This window comes from Pleomorphomonas oryzae DSM 16300, from assembly GCF_000422965.1.
GTDB lineage: Bacteria > Pseudomonadota > Alphaproteobacteria > Rhizobiales > Pleomorphomonadaceae > Pleomorphomonas > Pleomorphomonas oryzae.
Genome location: NZ_KE383965.1, coordinates 109,404 through 126,821, shown reverse-complemented (window position 1 = coordinate 126,821; position 17,418 = coordinate 109,404). Strand labels below are relative to the sequence as shown.

Below are 17,418 nucleotides of genomic sequence, written 5' to 3'. Positions count from 1 at the left end.
AGACCAGACCGTGAGCCGCCCCCAGACCTGCCGCATCGGCATGCATGCCAACCTCTGGACGCCCCGTTGGACCAGGGAGGCCGCCGAGCGCATCCTGCCGGAGGCGGCCGAGCACGGGCTGCAGGTGATCGAAATCTCCGTCGCCGATCCCGACGCCGTCGACGCCGAACACTCCCGGGCGCTGTTCGACACATACGGGCTGGAGCCCACCGCCTCCATCTGCCTGCCGGACGGCTTCTCGCCGGTGACCAACCCGGACGCCGCCACCGGGCTGCTGATGCGGGCGCTCGACACGGCGCATCGGCTCGGCAGCAAGGTGCTGACCGGCGTCTTCTACACCGCCATCAACACCCACTCCGGCGCCTGCCCCACGGCAGAAGAATACGACCGGGCCATCGCGGCGTTGCGGCCGGTGGCCGAACGGGCGCGCGCCCTCGGCATGATGCTGGGGCTCGAGCCCTGCAATCGCTATGAGAACCACCTGATCAACACCGCCGCCCAGGGGGTGGAGTTCCTGGAAAGGCTGAGCGGCAGCCATCCCGAGGCGGCCGACTTTGCCGACTGCGGCCTGTTCCTGCACCTCGACACCTTCCACATGAACATCGAGGAGCGTGGCGTCGGCGCCGGCTTCCGCAAGGCGGGGGCATGGTGCACCTACGTGCATCTGTCGGAAAGCGATCGCGGGCTGCCCGGCTCCGGCAACGTCGACTGGACCGACGCCTTCCGCGCCATGGCCGAAAACGGCTTTGCCGGCTATCTCGTCGGCGAGATCTTCGCCCCGGAAACGCCCACCTACGCCGCCCAACTCAGCACCTTTCACGACGCCGTGCCGAGCCGCTTCGACGTGCTGACCAAGGGCGTGCCCTACCTCAAGGCCCTGGCCCGCCAGCACGGCCTTCTGTGATCATCCGGCAGGCGTCCTCCGCGCCAAAAGAAAACCGGCCCGAACGTGTCGGGCCGGCCGTGATGGAACGGAGTGATGCTCAGTTGGCGCCGGCGGCACCGGCTTGGGCAACGGCCATGTCATCCTCAACCGACGAACCGGACACGCCGATCGCGCCGATGATGACGCCATCCTTGTTCTTGATCAGCTCGCCGCCGCCGAAGATCACGAGACCGTCGTTGGTGACTTCGATGCCGTAGAGCGGCTGGCCAACCTGGGCGAGCGCGCCGAGGTCCTTGGTCGGCATGTTGAACAAGCGGGCGGTCTTGGCCTTCTTGATCGAAATGTCGACGCTGCCGAGGAAGGCGCCTTCCATGCGGGCGAAAGCTTTCAGGTTGCCGCCGGCATCGACGATGGCGATGTTCATCAGCGTGCCCTGCGCCTTGGCCTTGGCCTTGGCTGCGTCGATGGCCTTGTCGGCCTGCGCGAGCGTGATGTCACCCGGGAGAAACAGCTTGGAGGCATCGGCGGCAAGAGCCGCGCCGGCCATCAGAGTGCCCAGCGCGAATGCAATAACGGCTTTACTAAACATAGTAATTCCTCCTGCAAGACCGGTCTGCCTCTCCTCATCCGGTAGGTTGATATTTACGCTTTTCAAGCGGATGCTTTCAGAACAAGAGTCTGCAGCGCCGAAACACTACAAACCTTTCGTTTTGCAGCCGCGAATGAAATGTAACATTGAAAAAAATACTGATCCATCACTATCCACTGCGTCGGTGTTTTGCCGGATGGAAGCCAATCGACGGCCTGATTCAGATAAATCGGTGCTCCAAGGAATAGGTTGGGATCGTTCAGCGAAAGCTCCGGAAATGGCGGCCATCAAACCGGCCATTCATGCGGAAAAAGTCTCACGGTAAAATCTGTAAATATATGATAATTATCGATTTTCATTGACGTTAGTAGTGGTCAAGGAAGTGGCTAGAAAGCAGGGCGGATGACAATCCCCAAGCCGTGGTCCAGCCTTTTGAATGGCGGGACGTCACTGGGGCTGACTGGGGCCACAGGCGGAGTTCACTCCGAGAACACGTAGTGGTTTATCGTCCTTGCCGATGCACGGGAAAAGAACAACACTGACTGCGATACCCCAGCGAGAATCCGCCTCCTCACCACCACCGGGTAGCATCGGTACGTGGCCGTGAAGTAGGCAAGACACTCAAGCTTCCGCGGTTGCAGACAATGGAACCGGACCACAGTCACTGGCAGAGAGCATCATGCGTTTGTTGAAATTTGGGATAGTTGCCGTCGCCGCTGTCGTCGCCAGTCTCTGGTTGACCGAGGCTTATGCTGCCGATGAGGCCCATTTCAAAACGCCGGAAGAGGCCGTTACCGGCTTCATGGAGGCGCTGAAGAAACAGGATTTCGAGGCCATTCTGGCGACGACCGCCGTCGATCGCATGAGCAAGGGCTTCGACTTCGTTGCGCAAGCCCAGCAGGCCAAAGTGATTGTGCCCTACCACGCCATGCCGACCAGCGATCCCTTTTTCATCTCAGTCAACAAGGCCATCTACGCGGGGCAGCTTGCGAGAAATATCCAGTACTTCACTTACAGTCTGATGGCCAAAAACGCGCTTCAGGAGGGCAAGACCTACGTTATTGCGGACCAACCGACAGCTGCGATGGATATGTTTAACGCTGTGCAGGCAAAGCGCCTGTCAGAACTTTCAATTTCGAAAATCGGCACTCCATCGCCGGAGAAAGTGAACAGCGAAAGGCAACAACGCCTCTTTTCCCAGCATGCCAAGATTTTTCAGGGTGATGCCGCAACCGAACGCGTGGCCCTTCTTTCGTTCGATGGTCTCGACTATCTGATCGGCTTCAGTCTGATACGTTACGGCGATGACTGGCTCATCGAGGAGATGATGTCGCGGATAGCTGATATCGGTTTTTTTGAACCCGCCAAGCGGATCACGCCGGATGAGTTCGAAGCGCTGATCCGCTAGGGCGTTCGCCGAAGATTTTGACGGATCCGTCCATTCGACCTAGAGCCCGATACAACCCTCCGCACCTTCTCGTCCTGAGGTCCTCGCTTTCGCAAGGATGACAGCTTGATCCGAGCGGGAGCCAAGCTAGAGACTCGCCCTATCAAGTTGTTATCATTTATATAATTCTGTCATCCTTGCGAAAGCGAGGACCTCAGGAAAGTAGAGCGAGCGGCCGATATAGCGCTCCCCTCCCCGCCAACAGCTTGAAGCGCCGACCCGGTTCACCCAGATCGGCGCTCCAATGATTTCCTATGCTCGCACCCAGAGCCTGGCTCGAAATTCGCTGGGGTGCGGCAGATGGCGACGGCTTCGAGAACCGGAGCGGAGCGAACTTAAGGTTCGTGAGCACCGGAAGCGCAGAAGACTAAGCCAAGGGCATCCGCCCGAAAAGTTGCAGACTTTTCGGGCAAAGCGGATGCCCAGAGATGCCCGCCCCAGTAGAATTTCCCCCAGGCTCTTAGAAGAAGCCCAGCTTCTTGGGGTTGTAACTCACCAGCAGGTTCTTGGTCTGCTGATAGTGGTCGAGCATCATCGAGTGGGTTTCGCGGCCGATGCCCGACTGCTTGTAGCCGCCGAAGGCCGCGTGGGCCGGATAGGCGTGGTAGCAGTTGGTCCATACGCGGCCGGCCTGGATGTTGCGGCCGAAGCGATAGAGGCGGTTGGCGTCGCGGCTCCATACGCCGGCCCCGAGGCCATAGAGCGTGTCGTTGGCGATCTCCAGCGCTTCGTCCTCGTCCTTGAAGGTGGTGACGGAGACCACCGGGCCGAAGATCTCTTCCTGGAACACGCGCATCTTGTTGTTGCCCTGGAAGACGGTCGGCTGCACGTAGTAGCCGCCTTCGAGATCGCCGCCGAGTTTGGCGCGCGCGCCGCCGGTCAGCACCTTGGCGCCTTCGTTGCGGCCGATGTCGAAGTAGCCGAGGATCTTGTTGAGCTGCTCCTCGGAGGCCTGGGCGCCGATCATCGTCTCAGGATCAAGCGGGCTGCCCTGCTTGATGGCGTGAACGCGGGCAAGCGCCCGCTCGATGAACTTGTCGTAGATGCTTTCCTGGATCAGGGCGCGGCTCGGGCAGGTGCAGACTTCGCCCTGGTTGAGGGCGAACATCACGAAGCCCTCGATGGCCTTGTCGAAGAAGTCGTCATCTTCCGCCAGCACGTCCGAGAAGAAGATGTTGGGCGACTTGCCGCCCAGCTCCAGCGTGACCGGGATCAGATTCTGGCCGGCATACTGCATGATCAGCCGGCCGGTCGACGTCTCGCCGGTGAAGGCGATCTTGGCGACGCGTTTCGAAGACGCGAGCGGCTTGCCCGCCTCGAGGCCGAAGCCGTTGACGACGTTGAGCACGCCGGGCGGCAAGAGGTCGCCGATCAGCTCCATCAATACCAGGATCGAGGCCGGCGTCTGCTCGGCGGGTTTCAGCACCACGCAGTTACCGGCGGCGAGCGCCGGGGCGAGCTTCCAGGCGGCCATCAGGATCGGGAAGTTCCAGGGAATGATCTGGCCGACCACGCCGAGCGGCTCGTGGAAGTGATAGGCGATGGTGTCGTGATCGATCTCGGAGAGCGTGCCTTCCTGGGCGCGCAGGCAGCCGGCGAAATAGCGGAAATGGTCGATGGCGAGCGGAATGTCGGCGGCCGTGGTCTCGCGGATCGGCTTGCCGTTGTCCCAGGTCTCGGCCAGCGCCAGACGGCCGAGGTTCTCCTCCATGCGGTCGGCGATGCGGTTGAGGATGTAGGCGCGCTGGGCGACGTTGGTCTTGCCCCAGGCCTCGCGGGCTGCGTGCGCCGCGTCCAGCGCCAGCTCGATGTCGGCGGCTTCGGACCGCGCCACTTCGCAGAGCTTCCGGCCGGTGATCGGCGACAGGTTGTCGAAGGTGCGCCCGCTCAGTGCGTCCTTGAACTCGCCGCCGATGTAGTTGCCATACTTGGTCCGGAACGGCAGGTCGGTGGCCTTGACTGTGCTTTGATACGTCATTTTGTCCTCCCAGACATGTCACGCGTTCATCGCGCTGTCAGGACAATTGCGTAGCAAAAGAGCGAAATCCAGAACGCCCACCGCGACGGCGGTCGCCAGTGTCGCAGTTCTGCGACAGTCACGTGACGGGATCTGGATCAAGCCATCGAAGCGTGGGCGACGCGCTCATGTAACCCAAGCTTGTTCAGCTTGCGATGCAGCGTGGCACGGCTGATGCCGAGCAGCTCGGCGGCGTGCGACACGTTGCCGCGCGCCCGGGCGAGAGCCCGCTGGAGCACAGCGCGCTCGCCGGCGGCGAGGTCGTCGGCCTCGCGCTGCTGGGTGATCAGATCGCCGATCGGCGTGTGGCCGTTGAGGTCTGCCGCCGTCAGCCCGAGCAACTGCCGGGCGGCGCGGGTGGCGCCGACGATCAGCTCGTGTCCGTCAACGGCGACGAGCGCATCGGCCCGCCCCTCCGGCGACGGGGCCAGAATGATGCGGCTCGCGGGGAAGGCGCGGCGAAACAGGTCGCACTCGATGCGCCGTGCCGCGTCGGTGACCGACTGGGCGATCAGCGTCAGAAAGCCTTCGGTCAGATCGGCCCGGCAGGAGGAGACGTCGATCACCGCCGCCAGCTGCCCCTGGGCGTCGTGGATCGGCGAGGAAGTGCAACTGAGCAGCGCGTTGCAGCTCAGGAAATGCTGGTCGCGGTGGATGGTGACAGGGCGTTGCTCGGCGATGGCCGTGCCGATGCCGTTGGTGCCCTGGCTGCCTTCGCTCCACTGGGTGCCGATCCAGAGGCCCCACCCTCGGAAGGTGGCGTCGTCGCCGGCCGCACCCCGCCGTTCGAGCGGAACGCCGTTGCGATCGGCCAGCAGCACGCAGCAGCCGACGCCGCCCACGGCGGCATGCAGGCGGTCCATGGCACCCTCCGCGCAGGCGATCAACGGCTCCAGCGGCTGCCGTGCCTCAGTGATCTCCTGTTCGGTCAACCGCCAGACGGGCGGGCGCGGCGATGTCGGGTCGAGCTTGTGCAACACCTGCGACCGGTGCCACGACGCGGCAACCACCGAGCGAGCCGCTCCGTCGGCGGCCAGCGTGTCCCTGATGTGCTGTGCATGAAGTTCATCTGACCTGTCCACGCTTTTCCTCCTCGAGAAGCGTTGGCCACGACGTCCTGAAGTTCCCCTGCCCTAATCCGTCCTCCGCGTCGTCGGTTGCAACATCAGCCTGGAGCGCCGATCCGTCTCCGTCCGATCGAACGGCGCCCTACGGGTAAATCCCGATAGGGGGTCCTTCATAATCTTGTTTTGGAAGGTCGACAATTCGCCCAAAGGACTCAGCACAGCCGGTGGAGCGACGTCAGGTTGCAGCGAAAATGATCACCGATTTCGGGCTTCAAGCCGGTGGGCAGCCGATACAACCCGCACCATCTTCTCGTCCTGAGGTCCCCGCCTGCGCGGGGATGACAGCTTGATGGGAACGGGTACCAGTCTAAAAAGATTGTTTTATATCAATTACCTGTCATCCCCGCGCAGGCGGGGACCTCAGGCATGATGGGGCGAGCGGCCGATATAGATCTCCCCCACCCCATCCCCTTTCACCTACTGAACAGCAGCCGTCCCGCCAGCGCCAGCAAGAGCGCGCCCATCACCGCGTCCATCCAGCGCCGTGCCCGGGCATAGGCCCGCTGCACCGCTGGCAGGGCGAACAGCAGTACCACCGCGCTCCACCAGGCCACCGACACCAGCACCGCGGTCAGAATGGCGCCGGCGAACACCGCCGTCGGCGCGCTGGCCGGAATGACCACACCGAACAAGCTGGCGTAATAGGCGGCGACCTTGGGGTTGGAGATGGTGGTGAGGAAACCGGCGCGCAGCGCCCTTGGCCCGGAGAGCACCGGCCGCGACGCGTCGAGCCCCACCGCCTTGCGCTGGACGACGCCCTTGAGCAACCCCCAGGCCAGCCAGCTGAGGTAAACCGCGCCCACCAGCTTCAGCCCGAAATACAGCCACCCGAACCGGGCGATGACGCCGCCCAATCCGGCCGCCGTCACGCTCGACCAGACCAGCGTCGCCAGCACCACGCCGGCCACCACCAGGAAGCCGGAGCGCCTGGAACCGGCCACCGATTGGCTCATCACCACCATCAGCGTCGGGCCGGGGCTGGCGACCGCCAGGAGATGGATCACCGCGATGGTGGCAAACAGCGCGAGCGTGCTCATGATGGGCGCATCCCTTCGACGTGCCGGGCGAAATTGTCGAGGATCGCCTGCCAGCCGGCGCGCTGCTGCTCCTCGGTATACTCGTTGTCCGCGTCGAAGGTGACGCGCACCGTCACGTCGTCGGACCGCGGCGCGAACGACACCTGGGCCGTCCGGTCGCCGAACTCATATTCGATGCGCTCCTGCGGCACGATCTTGGTGTAGGTGCCGGCAAAGTCGAAGCCCATGCTGCCGTCCTTGGCCTCCATGCGCGAGGAGAACGCCCCACCCTCCCGCAGATCGACGCTGGCCGCCGTGGTGTGCCAGTCGTCGGACGCGGCATTCCACGCCTTGATGTCCTCGGGCGTCACATAGGCGCGCCACACCTCGGCGAGCGGCGCGGCTACGGTGGTCTCGACAGTGATCTTCATGGTAGGGTCCCTCCTCTTTGATTGATAATGACACGCAGTCGCGGCAATTTCCGTCAGGATTGCAGCGATGGGTAGAAGGCGCCCTATACCTGCCCCTTGCTCTACTCGTCCTGAGGTCCCCGCCTTCGCGGGGATGACAGGAGATTTATATTTTTAAACAAAGCGATAGCGGCGGGCCTATCTCTATCAAGCTGTCATCCCCGCGAAGGCCGCTTGAATTCACGGGTGAATTCAAGGTGGACCTCAGGACGAGTAGAACGAGAGGGGAATATCAGCCCCCGAACCGTATGGACCTCCTGATGCCACACGGCACCGTCTGCACTTAGCGCCCGACGAAAGTTCCACGCCAAGCGCCGCCTGCCAACTTGATCTGGTCGTTGACAATGGGGGCCGACAGCGTGGGGGGCAGCACCATCCTTGTCACCATCGGGACATTCTCCGTGACTGTGGTGTTGTTCAACGTCACCGTTGTCGTGTCCCCGGACCGGCAGAAGGATGCTTCACCGATCAGCCACGGCTTGCCGGCTTTGCTGGCTGAGTAGACAAGACCGTTGGATCCGTCAGCGATGACAATTACCAGTGGCTTTCCATCATTCGCGGTCGTCTCCTGCCAACTTGCTTTTATACCATTCGCTTTGATCTCACTGACGGATCTAAGGCAGGTGGCCTGAGCAAGCGTGGACCCGCTGAGAATGAACAAGCAAACAAGCAGTTTGAATTTCATCGGGCGCATGTTCTCCTCCTGGGAGATGGAACTGCGATATCGGTCAAAAAGCCCCTGGGTGGGAACAGAGTCCGCAGCGCAGCCTTGACCAAGCACAGCTTGATAAACCGCAGATGACAGCCTTTGTTCCGGCAGAATTGCGCCGGACCGTCCGCGCGGCCTCCTGAGCCCCTACGCCTCCAGCGCCTTTCGATATCTCTCAAACGACGCCTCCACTCGTTCCTTGGCGTCGCCGATCATCTGCTTGCCCGCGAACGATCCGTAGAGGTCGGCGAACGCCAGCGGATCAACATGCGCCTTCAACCTGGCGAGGGCCTTGCGCCCCAGCGGGATGGCGTTGGGGTAGCTGTACATGAAACTGGCAAAGCGCCGGTCCATGGCGATCTGGATGGCGTCGCCCGGGAACAGGCTGCCGCCGGGGCGCGGCCCGTTCTTCCACAGAAGTCCCGAGCTGCCGGCAAAATGGCCGGGCAGATGCACCAGGTCGATGTTGGGCGAGAGCGCGAAATGCTCGCCATCCCAGAAGCGCAGGAAGGGGCTGTCGGATGCCACCCAGTCCTCATCCGCCTCATGCAGATAGATCGGCACGCCGCCCAGCGCCTCGCTCCACTCCAGCATCGCCGAATAGAAATGCGGGTGGGAGATGGCGATCGCCTGCACGCCGCCCAGACCGGCGATGTGCTGCACGGCGGCCTCGGTGACGGCGGGCAGACATTCCCACATCACCATCCTGCCCCCTGGGCCGCCCTCCCCAGGGATCAGGAAGGCGCGCTGGCCAATGGCAAAGCCCGGCTCCAGCGCCATGGTCGTCACCCCGGCGGCGTCATCGAAGCGGATCTCGTGGCCGGCGGCGATCTCCGCCGTCGTCGTCCAGCGCTGTCCCTGCCAGCCGACATATTGCCGCTCGTCGCGGCAGATGGGGCAGTCGGTCATCCGCTCGACGCCGGCATATTGCGTGCCGCAGGTGACGCAGACGGGGGCATGCGACAGGTCGGATCGCTTGATTTGAGTCATTGCCTTGCCTCCGCGAAAAGAGATATCTTGATGTCAAGATAGCAGGAGATGTCTTGATGTCAAGACAAGTGGACGAACAGGACGGCGTCGATCTCCGGCGTGCGCAATGGGCAGCGGAGCTGCCCGACCTCGACACGCGCGGCATGGCCATTCTCGGCCGCATGCGTTGGATAACGCTCAACCTACGCCCACCGATCGAGGCGATCTTCAAAAAATATGATCTCGACAGCGGCGAGTTCGACGTCATCGCCACGCTCCGCCGCTCCGGCTCGCCCTATTGCCTCCGGCCGACCGAGCTCTACCGCTGGCTGATGATCTCCTCCGGCGGCCTCACCGCCCGCCTCACGCGCCTGGAAAAAGCCGGCCTGATCGCCCGCCTGCCCGATCCGGAGGACGCCCGCAGCATGCTGGTGCAACTGACGCCGGAAGGCGCCACCCTCGTCGAACGCGCCTTCCGCGAAGACATGGCCTTCGAAAGCACGGTGCTCGATGCCCTGACACCGGAGGAAGCCACCACGCTGGAAACGTTGCTGCGCAAACTGGTGCTGGCCCGGAAGCCCGAACCTCACCCCTGAGCACCAAGAGCCTACCCAACGGCTGGAGCTGTTCTCTGGGGTTGAGCAGTCATACTTTCTCGCCCGAAATGCACAGTTGACTGAGGAAGCTGGACAAACAAATGCTCGCAAAGAAAAAGGTCGCCGTTGTTCTCGACCGAAGCTTTGGAGAGAAACTGGCGGAGTTGGCGCACTCACAACCCGTTTGGATCTGGGATTCTTCAGCTAACCGAGCCGCTGCGAAGCGTTTGTGGGATGCCGGCGTACTGTCGGATCAAGTTACGGTGTTCGCCGCTGCTGGCGCCAGTTCGGCCGAAAGTGCCTTCCTGGATATTTTACGCACGGTCGACCAGCACTATCCGGGTTGGTCGCAGCTTACGGCGATCGGTGTTGAATTCATCGCAGCAATCAGGTCTGCGCTCGCAGAATACGGCGAGGGCAATAATAGAAGCATTCCTGGCGGATTTATCTTCGAGCGCTCTATCAGCTAACCATGCTCAGGGCATGCACGGCTAAATCAAGCTGTCGTCCTTGCGCAGGCAAGTGCCTCGGGCAGGATGGGGAGCAACGGCTAATATCGACCTTCCCCCAAATCTCACGCCGCTAATGGCTTCATCGTCTCATTCGGCCGCATCGCTCTGGATCGGCTCCACCCGAACCGCCAGCCCAAGCGCCTTGGTAATGGCCATGAAGTTAGCCAGAGTCGGATTGCCACCCTCGGACAACGCGACATAGAGATTCTGCCGCCCGAGGCCAGTATCGCGGGCAAGCTTGGTCATCCCTTGGGCGCGCGCAATCACGCCCAAGGCGTGGGTGACGAGCGCCGGATCGCCATCTTCGAACGCGGCTTCCAGATAGGCAGCGATATCATCGGCGCTTTGAAGAAAGGCAGCGCTGTCGAATGGCTTGGTAACCGTCGTCATGCTTCGTCTCTCCATGCTGCAGCCAAAGCAATTGCCTCTACGATGTCCTTGGACTGCGTGCGCTTATCGCCTCCGGCCAGCAGAACGATCAGTTTTTCGCCGCGCCGAACGAAATACACGCGATAGCCAGGTCCATAATCGATCCGAAGCTCCGACACACCTTGTCCGACCGGCTTCACATCGCCAGGATTGCCAAGCGCCAGGCGATCGATCCGGACCAGAATGCGAGATCGTGCGCTTCTGTCCGTGAGGCGGTTGAGCCAGACCTCGAACCGTTCGGTCTGACGAAGTTCGATCATAAAACTGTCTCATATATAGGACATAAAGACAAGAAAATCGAGACTAATCGATTGCTGGGTCGATGCCGTGCTTATTCCTGATCTAAACCCCGCAACCCCTACCAATCTACCCGGCACACCCCGCCATCCCCATATACCCCGCATCAGGGCGGATGGGGGCTCACCATGGCCAAGCGGGCTAGCATCGAGGAAGTCCGGGCGTTTTACGCGCGGGTCGTCACGTCCGCCAGCAGATCGACCGATCCCCGCATCGAGCGTGCCTTCGCGACCATCCCTCGCGAGGCTTTCCTGCCGCCCGGACCATGGCGATTGATCGTCAACGGGCTTCCTCATGAGACGCCGAGCGCCGACCCGGCCTATCTCTACCAGGACGTTCTGGTCACGCTGGATGCCGCCAAGTCGATCAATAACGGCGAGCCCTCGCTGCATGCCGCCTGGATCGCCGCCGTCGCGCCGGAGCGCGGCGAGATCGTGGCCCACATAGGCGCCGGCACCGGCTATTACACCGCCATCCTCGCCATGCTGGTGCTGCCGAACGGCAGCGTCACCGCCTTCGAGATCGACGAGCGCCTCGCCGACAGCGCCCGCCGCAACCTCGCCCCCTTCGAGGGCGTCACGCTGATCCATGGCGACGCCACCCAGCTGCCGCTGTCCCCCTCCGACGTCATCTACGTCAACGCCGCCATCGCCGCGCCGCCGGCCGGTTGGCTCACCGCCCTGAAGCCAGGCGGACGGCTGATCTTTCCCTGGCGGCCGAGCGAGGAGATCGCGCTGACACTGCTGGTCCGGGCCGGCAGCCACGGCTTTTCCGTCACCTCCTTGATGCGGTCATGGTTCATCCCCTGCGTCGGTGCGTCGCAACTGCCATCGACGCGACTGCCGAAGACCGCCGACGAAGTGCGCTCCATCCGCTCGATCTGGCGCACCGCCGACCGCATCCCGGATGATACCGCCGTCGCCATCTACCCGGATGTCTGGTTCTCGTCGGCTGGGGTGGGCGGCGCCCTATAGCTCCCCCTCGTTCTATCCTGCCTGGGGTCCTCTGCCTTCGCAGAGGAAGACACCCTATGTGTATGTTTTAATGATATAAATCTGTTTTCCTCTGCGAAGGCAGAGGACCTCAGGACCAGAAGACGCTGCGGCCGATATCGATCTCCGCGCCCCCAAATCCCTCAATCCTCATACCGCCCCGTGCCCTCGCGGTCTCCCTCGAAGCTGGCGTCATACCCAGCGGCCACCGCCATCGACATGCAGAATTTCTCCCGTGACGAAGCTGTTGATCATCAGAAACAGGATGGCCTGCGCGACGTCGTCCGGCAGACCGATGCGCCGCGCCGGAAGGCTCGCCGCCGAGGTGTCGAAGACCTGATGCTTGTTGTCGCCGAGAAGATGGTCGAGGAGCGGCGTATCGATGAGCCCCGGCGCGACGGCATTGACCCGCAGCGGCGCAAGCTCCAGCGCGAGGGCGCGCGTCAGCGTTTCGACGGCGGCGACCGCGGCGGCCATGGCCGCGCCGACGGCCAGAGGGCGCGTGCCCAGCTGTGCCGAGGTGAGCGTAATCGAGCCTTCCGGGTGCAGTAGGGGCACCGCCGCCTGGATCGCCAGCAGAGGGCCGACCAGCCGCTCGGCCATCACCCCATGGAGATTGTCGGCCCCATAGTCTTTCAGCGGCAAAAGCCGCGCCGTTCCCGCCGTGATGACCAGGTGATCGAGGCGCGCCACATCCCGGAACGTCGGAAAGGATGGCGAGGTGACCGATATGTCGGCAACGATCTCGGTCGCGCCGCCGATGGAAATCGCCGCACTTCGAAGCTTCTCGGCGTCGCGGGCGATCAGCACCAGATCGGCCCCGAGCTGCTTGGCCTGTCTGGCCACGGCAAGGCCTATTCCCGACGACCCGCCGATGACGGCGACGGTCTGGCCGGAAAGGGATGATGAAAGCGGGCGCGCTATTGCGCGAAGGTCTGGATGCATCTGAGCCTCCTGGTGAATTTCGGAACGGCCGCATCCTCACTCATCGTAAATTTGATGATAAGGTAGCAAACTACGATATTATTCATCGCTTATTGCGATATATTGAGGCATGGATATCTTGTCAGCCATGCGCATCTACACGCGCGTCGTCGAGCGCGGGAGCCTGTCGGCCGCCGCCCGCGACCTCAACCTCGGGCAGCCAACCGTCAGCGAGCGCATCGAGCGGCTGGAGCGGCACCTCGGCGTTCGCCTGCTCGACCGGACGACCCGCTCGGTACGGACGACGGACGCCGGCAGCCTGTTCTATGAACGGGCCAAATATGCCCTGGAGGCGGCGGATGAGGCGCAGGCCGTCGTCAGTTCGATCGACGGCGCGCTTCGGGGCACCTTTCGCATAGCCGCCCCGCACGGCCTCGGCGAGGTCACGCTGCCGCCGCTTCTGCTGAAATTCCAGCGGCTTCACCCCGAATTGGCCATTGATCTCACCCTGAACGACCGGTTCGTCGAGCCGGTGGTGGAGGGCGTCGACGTTTCCATCCGGATCGGCACCATCAGCGACGGCAATTTTATCGCCCGCAGGATCGGGGCGGTGCGCCGCATGCTGCTGGCCTCGCCCGACTATCTGGCGAGATGCCCGGCACCGTTATCGCCGCGAGATCTGGTGGCCCACCCGTTCATCCGCATCGCCGGGATGGCCCCTGACAACCGCCTGCGCCTGACAGGACCGGATGGCGGCGTCACGGAAGCGCCGATCCGCACCACCTGGCGTGTCAATCACTGGAAGCCGCTGCTGGATGCGCTGCTCGCCGGAGCGGGGATCGGCGCGCTGCATACGACCGTTTGCGCCGGGGACGTCACCGCCGGACGGTTGATCCCTATCCTGCCGCAATACCGGCTTCAGCCCCTCGACGTGCACGCGATCTATCCAGCCGCCCCGCATACCCTCATGAAAACGAAAGCGTTTCTTGATCTCGTCGCCAGCCATGCCGACGAGCTTCTCGATCCAGGGCACCTCGCACCGTCCTAGTGAAGCCCTCTTGAAGCGGGGCCGCTTTTCAGCCCGCGCCCTAATCCTCGAACCGTCCCTCGCTCTCGCGGTCGCGCTGGTAGCTGTGCTTCAGCGGGAACGGCGGCAGCCAGGCTTCGCGGCGGATGGTCCAGAGCTCGTAGGTCGGCTGGAACTGGTCGATGTGATCCAGAGTGCCGAGGTTGACCTCAATCTCATCGCCGCTCCGCCCGAACACCGACGAGCCGCACCGCGGGCAGAAATACCGCCCGTTGTAATCGCGCGTCTCGCCTTCGATGGTCACGGCCTCCTCGGGGAAGATTGCCGAGGCGTGGAACAGCGCCCCGCTATGCTTGCGGCATTCGAGGCAATGGCAGATGCCGACCCGATAGGGCCGTCCGGTTGCCACAAGTCGCACGTCACCACACAGGCATCCGCCCTTGACCTGGTCCATGCCAGACCTCCTCCGGTACGTTGGCTGGCCGGATTATATCATTCGACGGCAGAGGCGAGGCAGCGGATTCCGCTGTCCGGACAACCGCTTTTCGATCAGTCGCGGCCGATCACGCCTCGAAACGGTCCACGCCCTCGCGCTCGCGTTCATAGCTGCGCTTCAGCGAAAACGACGGCAGCCAGGCCTCATGGCGGCTGGCCCAGACCTCATAGGTCGGCGTCAGCTGGTTGGGCGCGTCGAGCGCGCCGAGGCTCACCTCGATCTCGTCGCCGCTCCTGCCAAACACCGACGAGCCGCAGCGCGGGCAGAAATGCCGGCCCTTGTAGTCGGAGGTCTCGCCCTCGATCACCACGGCATCCTCGGGAAAGATCGCCGAGGCATGGAACAGCGCCCCGGTATGCTTGCGACAGTCGACGCAGTGGCAGAGCCCCACCCGATAGGGCCGCCCGGTTGCCTTGAGCCGCACGGCGCCGCACAGGCATCCGCCCTCGAACTCGTCCATCATCGCATCTCCAACCCGAAGGACTAGACAACCGCGCGCGCCGCGCAACAGTTCCCGCCGCTCGCCGAAAGAAGCATGCGCATCAACTGCCGGAATAGGACAGCAGAGCCTCACGCCGGCCAGCGCGTCAGGGCCGGTCCGCCTCGGTGAGCAGCGTGCCGTTCCAGGTGCCCTCGCGCACCAGTCCGATCATCTTCTCCTTCATCACCTCGCCGGCAAACAGCGCCGCCCGCGAAACGCGCCGGTCGCGCGGATAGCAGAGCGCCAGTTGGCGCACCGGCGCGGGGTTGACGAGCGGAGCGCGGCGGAAGTCGCCGGCCGTCGGCTCCCGCTCGAAGGCGGTCGCCGGCATGATGGTGTAGCCGTAGCCCGCCCCCACCAGCTCCTTCAGCGAGCCATAGCCATCCACCTCCACCACCACGTCGATGTCGATGCCGGCCTGCCGCGCGCAGTCCTCGACGACCGCCCGGAGGTCGTGGCCGCGGCTCGGCAAGAGCAGCGGCAGCGCCGCGAGCTCCCTGAATTCCACCGGGCGTTCGGGGCTGAGATCGGCGCTGACCGGACCGATCAGGAACAGGTTTTCCGACAGGATCGGCTCGGTCCTGAGCACCTGGTTGGCCCTGGCGCTGTAGAGGATGGCCGCGTCGATATCGCCCCGGAACAGGCTGTCCAGCAGATAGCCGGTGTAGGAGGTGACGATGCGCACCCTGACCGCCGGATGGGCCTGACGAAAGGCGGCGACCAGCGGCACCGACAAGGCGTTGGAGATGGTGGGCGACAGCCCCACCGATACGCTGCCGACCATGCCGGCCTCCGGCCCGCCCACCGCCGCGCGCATGTCTTCGAGCTCGCCCAGGATATGCCGGGCATGATCGAGTGCCGCGATGCCGTGGTCGGTCAACCGCATGCCGCGGCCGTGCCGCTCGAACAGCCGCACGCCCAGTTCCTCCTCCATCAGGCGGATCTGGCGGGAGAGCGCCGGCTGGGCGATGCGCAGCCGCCCCGACGCCTTGTTGAGGCTGCCGAGATCGGCGACGAGGGCGAAAGTGCGCAGCTGGGAGATGTCCATCAAGGTATAGAATAATGTGATAGCTGAATGAAGTAAATTGCCGACGATCTATAACACGCCGGGGAGTAGGGTGCGCGCCGCAACTGGATTTGGTTCATGACACTCGCCTCCCCCCTCGAAGCTTTCCCCACTGACACCACCCCCGATACACCACCCCAAAAGCCGGCCGAGACGGCCCCAGAAAAGACCCCAGAGAAGACCTATGTCGTCAAGGGCAGCGCCGCCTATCGCCGCATCTCCCTGGCGCTGTTCCTCGCCGGCTTCTCCACCTTCTCGCTGCTCTATGCCATCCAGCCGCTACTGCCGAGCCTGGTGCAGCACTATGGCGTCAGCCCGGCGGAAAGCTCGCTGGCGCTGTCGCTGACCACCGGCAGCCTCGCCGTCGCCATCATGCTGGCCGGCGCCTTTTCCGAGAGCTTCGGCCGGCGCGGCATGATGTTCTGGTCCATGCTCGGCGCGGCGCTCTGCCACATCGGCGCGGCACTGTCGCCCGACTGGCACCTGCTCTTGGCGCTGCGCGCCGCCGAGGGCTTCATCCTGGGCGGCGTGCCGGCCGTGGCCATGGCCTATCTGGCCGAGGAGATCGACCCGCGCTGCCTCGGCACCGCCATGGGCCTTTACGTCGGCGGCGTCGCCTTCGGCGGCATGGCCGGCCGCGTCGGCGTCGGCCTGCTCCTGGAAATCTGCTCCTGGCGCACGGCGCTGACGGTGCTCGGCGGGCTCGACCTGATCGCCGCCATCGGCTTTGCCCTCCTGCTGCCACCCTCGCGCCACTTCATCCGCCGCAAGGGCATGAGCTTCGCCGACCATGGCCGCACCTGGCTCGGCCATCTTGCCACCCCCGGCCTGCCGCTGGTCTTCCTCTGCGGCTTCCTGGCGCTCGGCAGCTTCGTCGCCACCTTCAACTACCTGACCTTCCGGCTATCAGACGATCCCTTCGGCCTGTCGCCGGGCGCCATCAGCGCCATCTTCCTGGTCTACATCTCCGGCGTCTTCGCCTCGCCTTTGGCCGGCGTCTTGGCCGACCGCTACGGGCGGATGCCGGCCCAGCTCTCCGGCGTCGCCGTCATGGCCGCGGGCACGCTGATGACGCTGTCGTCCTCGCTCGTCATGATCGTGCTCGGCCTCGTCGGCGTCACCGGCGGCTTCTTCATCATCCACGCCGTCGCCAGCGGCTGGGTGGGGCGGCTGGCGCGCGGTTCCAAGGGCCACGCCTCCTCGCTCTACCTCCTCGCCTATTACGCCGGCTCCTCCAGCATGGGCTCAGGGGGAGGCTGGGTGTGGAGCCTCGGCGGCTGGCCGGCCATCGTCGGCCTCGTCTCCGCCCTGCTCGGCCTGACGCTGATCGCCACGCTGCGCATCGGCGCGCTGGCCGAGGGCGCGTGA

20 protein-coding genes are annotated in these 17,418 nt (G+C 63.8%); 7 read left to right on the top strand and 13 right to left on the bottom strand.

The features are described 5' to 3' along the window. The first annotated feature begins 10 nt into the window (after positions 1-10). Positions 11-904 (top strand): sugar phosphate isomerase/epimerase family protein, encoded by an 894-nt coding sequence (locus G522_RS0124785; RefSeq protein ID WP_026793315.1) that lies wholly within the window; start codon positions 11-13, stop codon positions 902-904. Positions 905-983: 79 nt separating this feature from the next. On the opposite strand, the gene G522_RS0124780 is transcribed toward G522_RS0124785, so the two are convergent. Then, positions 984-1,433: a GlcG/HbpS family heme-binding protein gene (locus G522_RS0124780; protein ID WP_051229257.1), complete on the bottom strand. Its 450-nt coding sequence runs from the start codon at positions 1,431-1,433 to the stop codon at positions 984-986. 721 nt (positions 1,434-2,154) lie between these two features. On the opposite strand from G522_RS0124780, the gene G522_RS0124775 reads away from it, so the two are divergent. Then, complete coding sequence (locus G522_RS0124775) at positions 2,155-2,883, top strand: hypothetical protein (RefSeq protein ID WP_026793313.1); 729 nt, start codon at positions 2,155-2,157, stop codon at positions 2,881-2,883. A 499-nt stretch (positions 2,884-3,382) separates the two neighbouring features. Here G522_RS0124775 and adh read toward each other — a convergent pair whose 3' ends face one another. The 6 genes from adh to G522_RS0124745 all read right to left on the bottom strand — a co-directional run bounded on the left by adh (position 3,383) and on the right by G522_RS0124745 (position 9,251). Continuing rightward, positions 3,383-4,900, bottom strand: a complete 1,518-nt coding sequence (gene adh / locus G522_RS0124770; protein WP_026793312.1) for an aldehyde dehydrogenase — start codon at positions 4,898-4,900, stop codon at positions 3,383-3,385. Between the two features lie 137 nt (positions 4,901-5,037). Further along, positions 5,038-6,021 carry a GAF domain-containing protein gene (locus tag G522_RS0124765; protein WP_026793311.1) on the bottom strand — a complete coding sequence of 328 codons (984 nt, stop codon included), beginning with the start codon at positions 6,019-6,021 and terminating at the stop codon, positions 5,038-5,040. A gap of 458 nt (positions 6,022-6,479) precedes the next feature. Then, positions 6,480-7,103 carry a LysE family transporter gene (locus G522_RS28695; protein ID WP_036840901.1) on the bottom strand — a complete coding sequence of 208 codons (624 nt, stop codon included), beginning with the start codon at positions 7,101-7,103 and terminating at the stop codon, positions 6,480-6,482. Beyond that, entirely contained in the window at positions 7,100-7,513 is a 414-nt protein-coding gene (locus G522_RS0124755) for an SRPBCC family protein (protein WP_026793310.1), read from the bottom strand. The genes G522_RS28695 and G522_RS0124755 overlap by 4 nt, the downstream gene beginning before the upstream one ends. Positions 7,514-7,835: 322 nt before the next feature. After that, the gene (locus G522_RS0124750; RefSeq protein WP_026793309.1) at positions 7,836-8,246 is read right to left on the bottom strand and encodes a hypothetical protein; all 411 of its coding nucleotides are present in this window, start codon (positions 8,244-8,246) and stop codon (positions 7,836-7,838) included. A 162-nt stretch (positions 8,247-8,408) separates the two neighbouring features. Further along, positions 8,409-9,251 (bottom strand): MBL fold metallo-hydrolase, encoded by an 843-nt coding sequence (locus tag G522_RS0124745; RefSeq protein ID WP_051229240.1) that lies wholly within the window; start codon positions 9,249-9,251, stop codon positions 8,409-8,411. Positions 9,252-9,307: 56 nt separating this feature from the next. Here G522_RS0124745 and G522_RS0124740 point away from each other — a divergent pair, with 56 nt between their 5' ends. Together G522_RS0124740 and G522_RS0124735 are read left to right on the top strand one after the other, a co-directional pair. Beyond that, a complete protein-coding gene (locus G522_RS0124740) occupies positions 9,308-9,826 on the top strand; it encodes a MarR family winged helix-turn-helix transcriptional regulator (RefSeq protein WP_026793307.1) in 519 nt (172 codons plus the stop codon). A 101-nt stretch (positions 9,827-9,927) separates the two neighbouring features. Next, entirely contained in the window at positions 9,928-10,296 is a 369-nt protein-coding gene (locus G522_RS0124735) for a hypothetical protein (protein ID WP_026793306.1), read from the top strand. Between the two features lie 129 nt (positions 10,297-10,425). On the opposite strand, the gene G522_RS0124730 is transcribed toward G522_RS0124735, so the two are convergent. Further along, complete coding sequence (locus G522_RS0124730; RefSeq protein ID WP_026793305.1) at positions 10,426-10,728, bottom strand: addiction module antidote protein; 303 nt, start codon at positions 10,726-10,728, stop codon at positions 10,426-10,428. After that, the gene (locus G522_RS0124725) at positions 10,725-11,027 is read right to left on the bottom strand and encodes a type II toxin-antitoxin system RelE/ParE family toxin (RefSeq protein ID WP_026793304.1); all 303 of its coding nucleotides are present in this window, start codon (positions 11,025-11,027) and stop codon (positions 10,725-10,727) included. The genes G522_RS0124730 and G522_RS0124725 overlap by 4 nt, the downstream gene beginning before the upstream one ends. Positions 11,028-11,192: 165 nt before the next feature. Here G522_RS0124725 and G522_RS0124720 point away from each other — a divergent pair, with 165 nt between their 5' ends. Beyond that, complete coding sequence (locus G522_RS0124720; protein WP_026793303.1) at positions 11,193-12,038, top strand: protein-L-isoaspartate O-methyltransferase family protein; 846 nt, start codon at positions 11,193-11,195, stop codon at positions 12,036-12,038. A gap of 210 nt (positions 12,039-12,248) precedes the next feature. On the opposite strand, the gene G522_RS0124715 is transcribed toward G522_RS0124720, so the two are convergent. Beyond that, positions 12,249-13,001, bottom strand: a complete 753-nt coding sequence (locus G522_RS0124715) for an SDR family oxidoreductase (protein ID WP_051229237.1) — start codon at positions 12,999-13,001, stop codon at positions 12,249-12,251. Between the two features lie 127 nt (positions 13,002-13,128). On the opposite strand from G522_RS0124715, the gene G522_RS0124710 reads away from it, so the two are divergent. Continuing rightward, complete coding sequence (locus G522_RS0124710) at positions 13,129-14,028, top strand: LysR family transcriptional regulator (protein ID WP_245586735.1); 900 nt, start codon at positions 13,129-13,131, stop codon at positions 14,026-14,028. Positions 14,029-14,068: 40 nt separating this feature from the next. Here G522_RS0124710 and G522_RS0124705 read toward each other — a convergent pair whose 3' ends face one another. The 3 genes from G522_RS0124705 to G522_RS0124695 all read right to left on the bottom strand — a co-directional run bounded on the left by G522_RS0124705 (position 14,069) and on the right by G522_RS0124695 (position 16,032). After that, entirely contained in the window at positions 14,069-14,461 is a 393-nt protein-coding gene (locus G522_RS0124705; protein WP_026793300.1) for a GFA family protein, read from the bottom strand. Positions 14,462-14,570: 109 nt separating this feature from the next. Next, positions 14,571-14,963 carry a GFA family protein gene (locus G522_RS0124700; protein WP_026793299.1) on the bottom strand — a complete coding sequence of 131 codons (393 nt, stop codon included), beginning with the start codon at positions 14,961-14,963 and terminating at the stop codon, positions 14,571-14,573. A 127-nt stretch (positions 14,964-15,090) separates the two neighbouring features. Next, the gene (locus G522_RS0124695) at positions 15,091-16,032 is read right to left on the bottom strand and encodes a LysR substrate-binding domain-containing protein (protein ID WP_026793298.1); all 942 of its coding nucleotides are present in this window, start codon (positions 16,030-16,032) and stop codon (positions 15,091-15,093) included. A gap of 96 nt (positions 16,033-16,128) precedes the next feature. On the opposite strand from G522_RS0124695, the gene G522_RS28690 reads away from it, so the two are divergent. Next, positions 16,129-17,418, top strand: a complete 1,290-nt coding sequence (locus G522_RS28690; protein ID WP_084633395.1) for an MFS transporter — start codon at positions 16,129-16,131, stop codon at positions 17,416-17,418.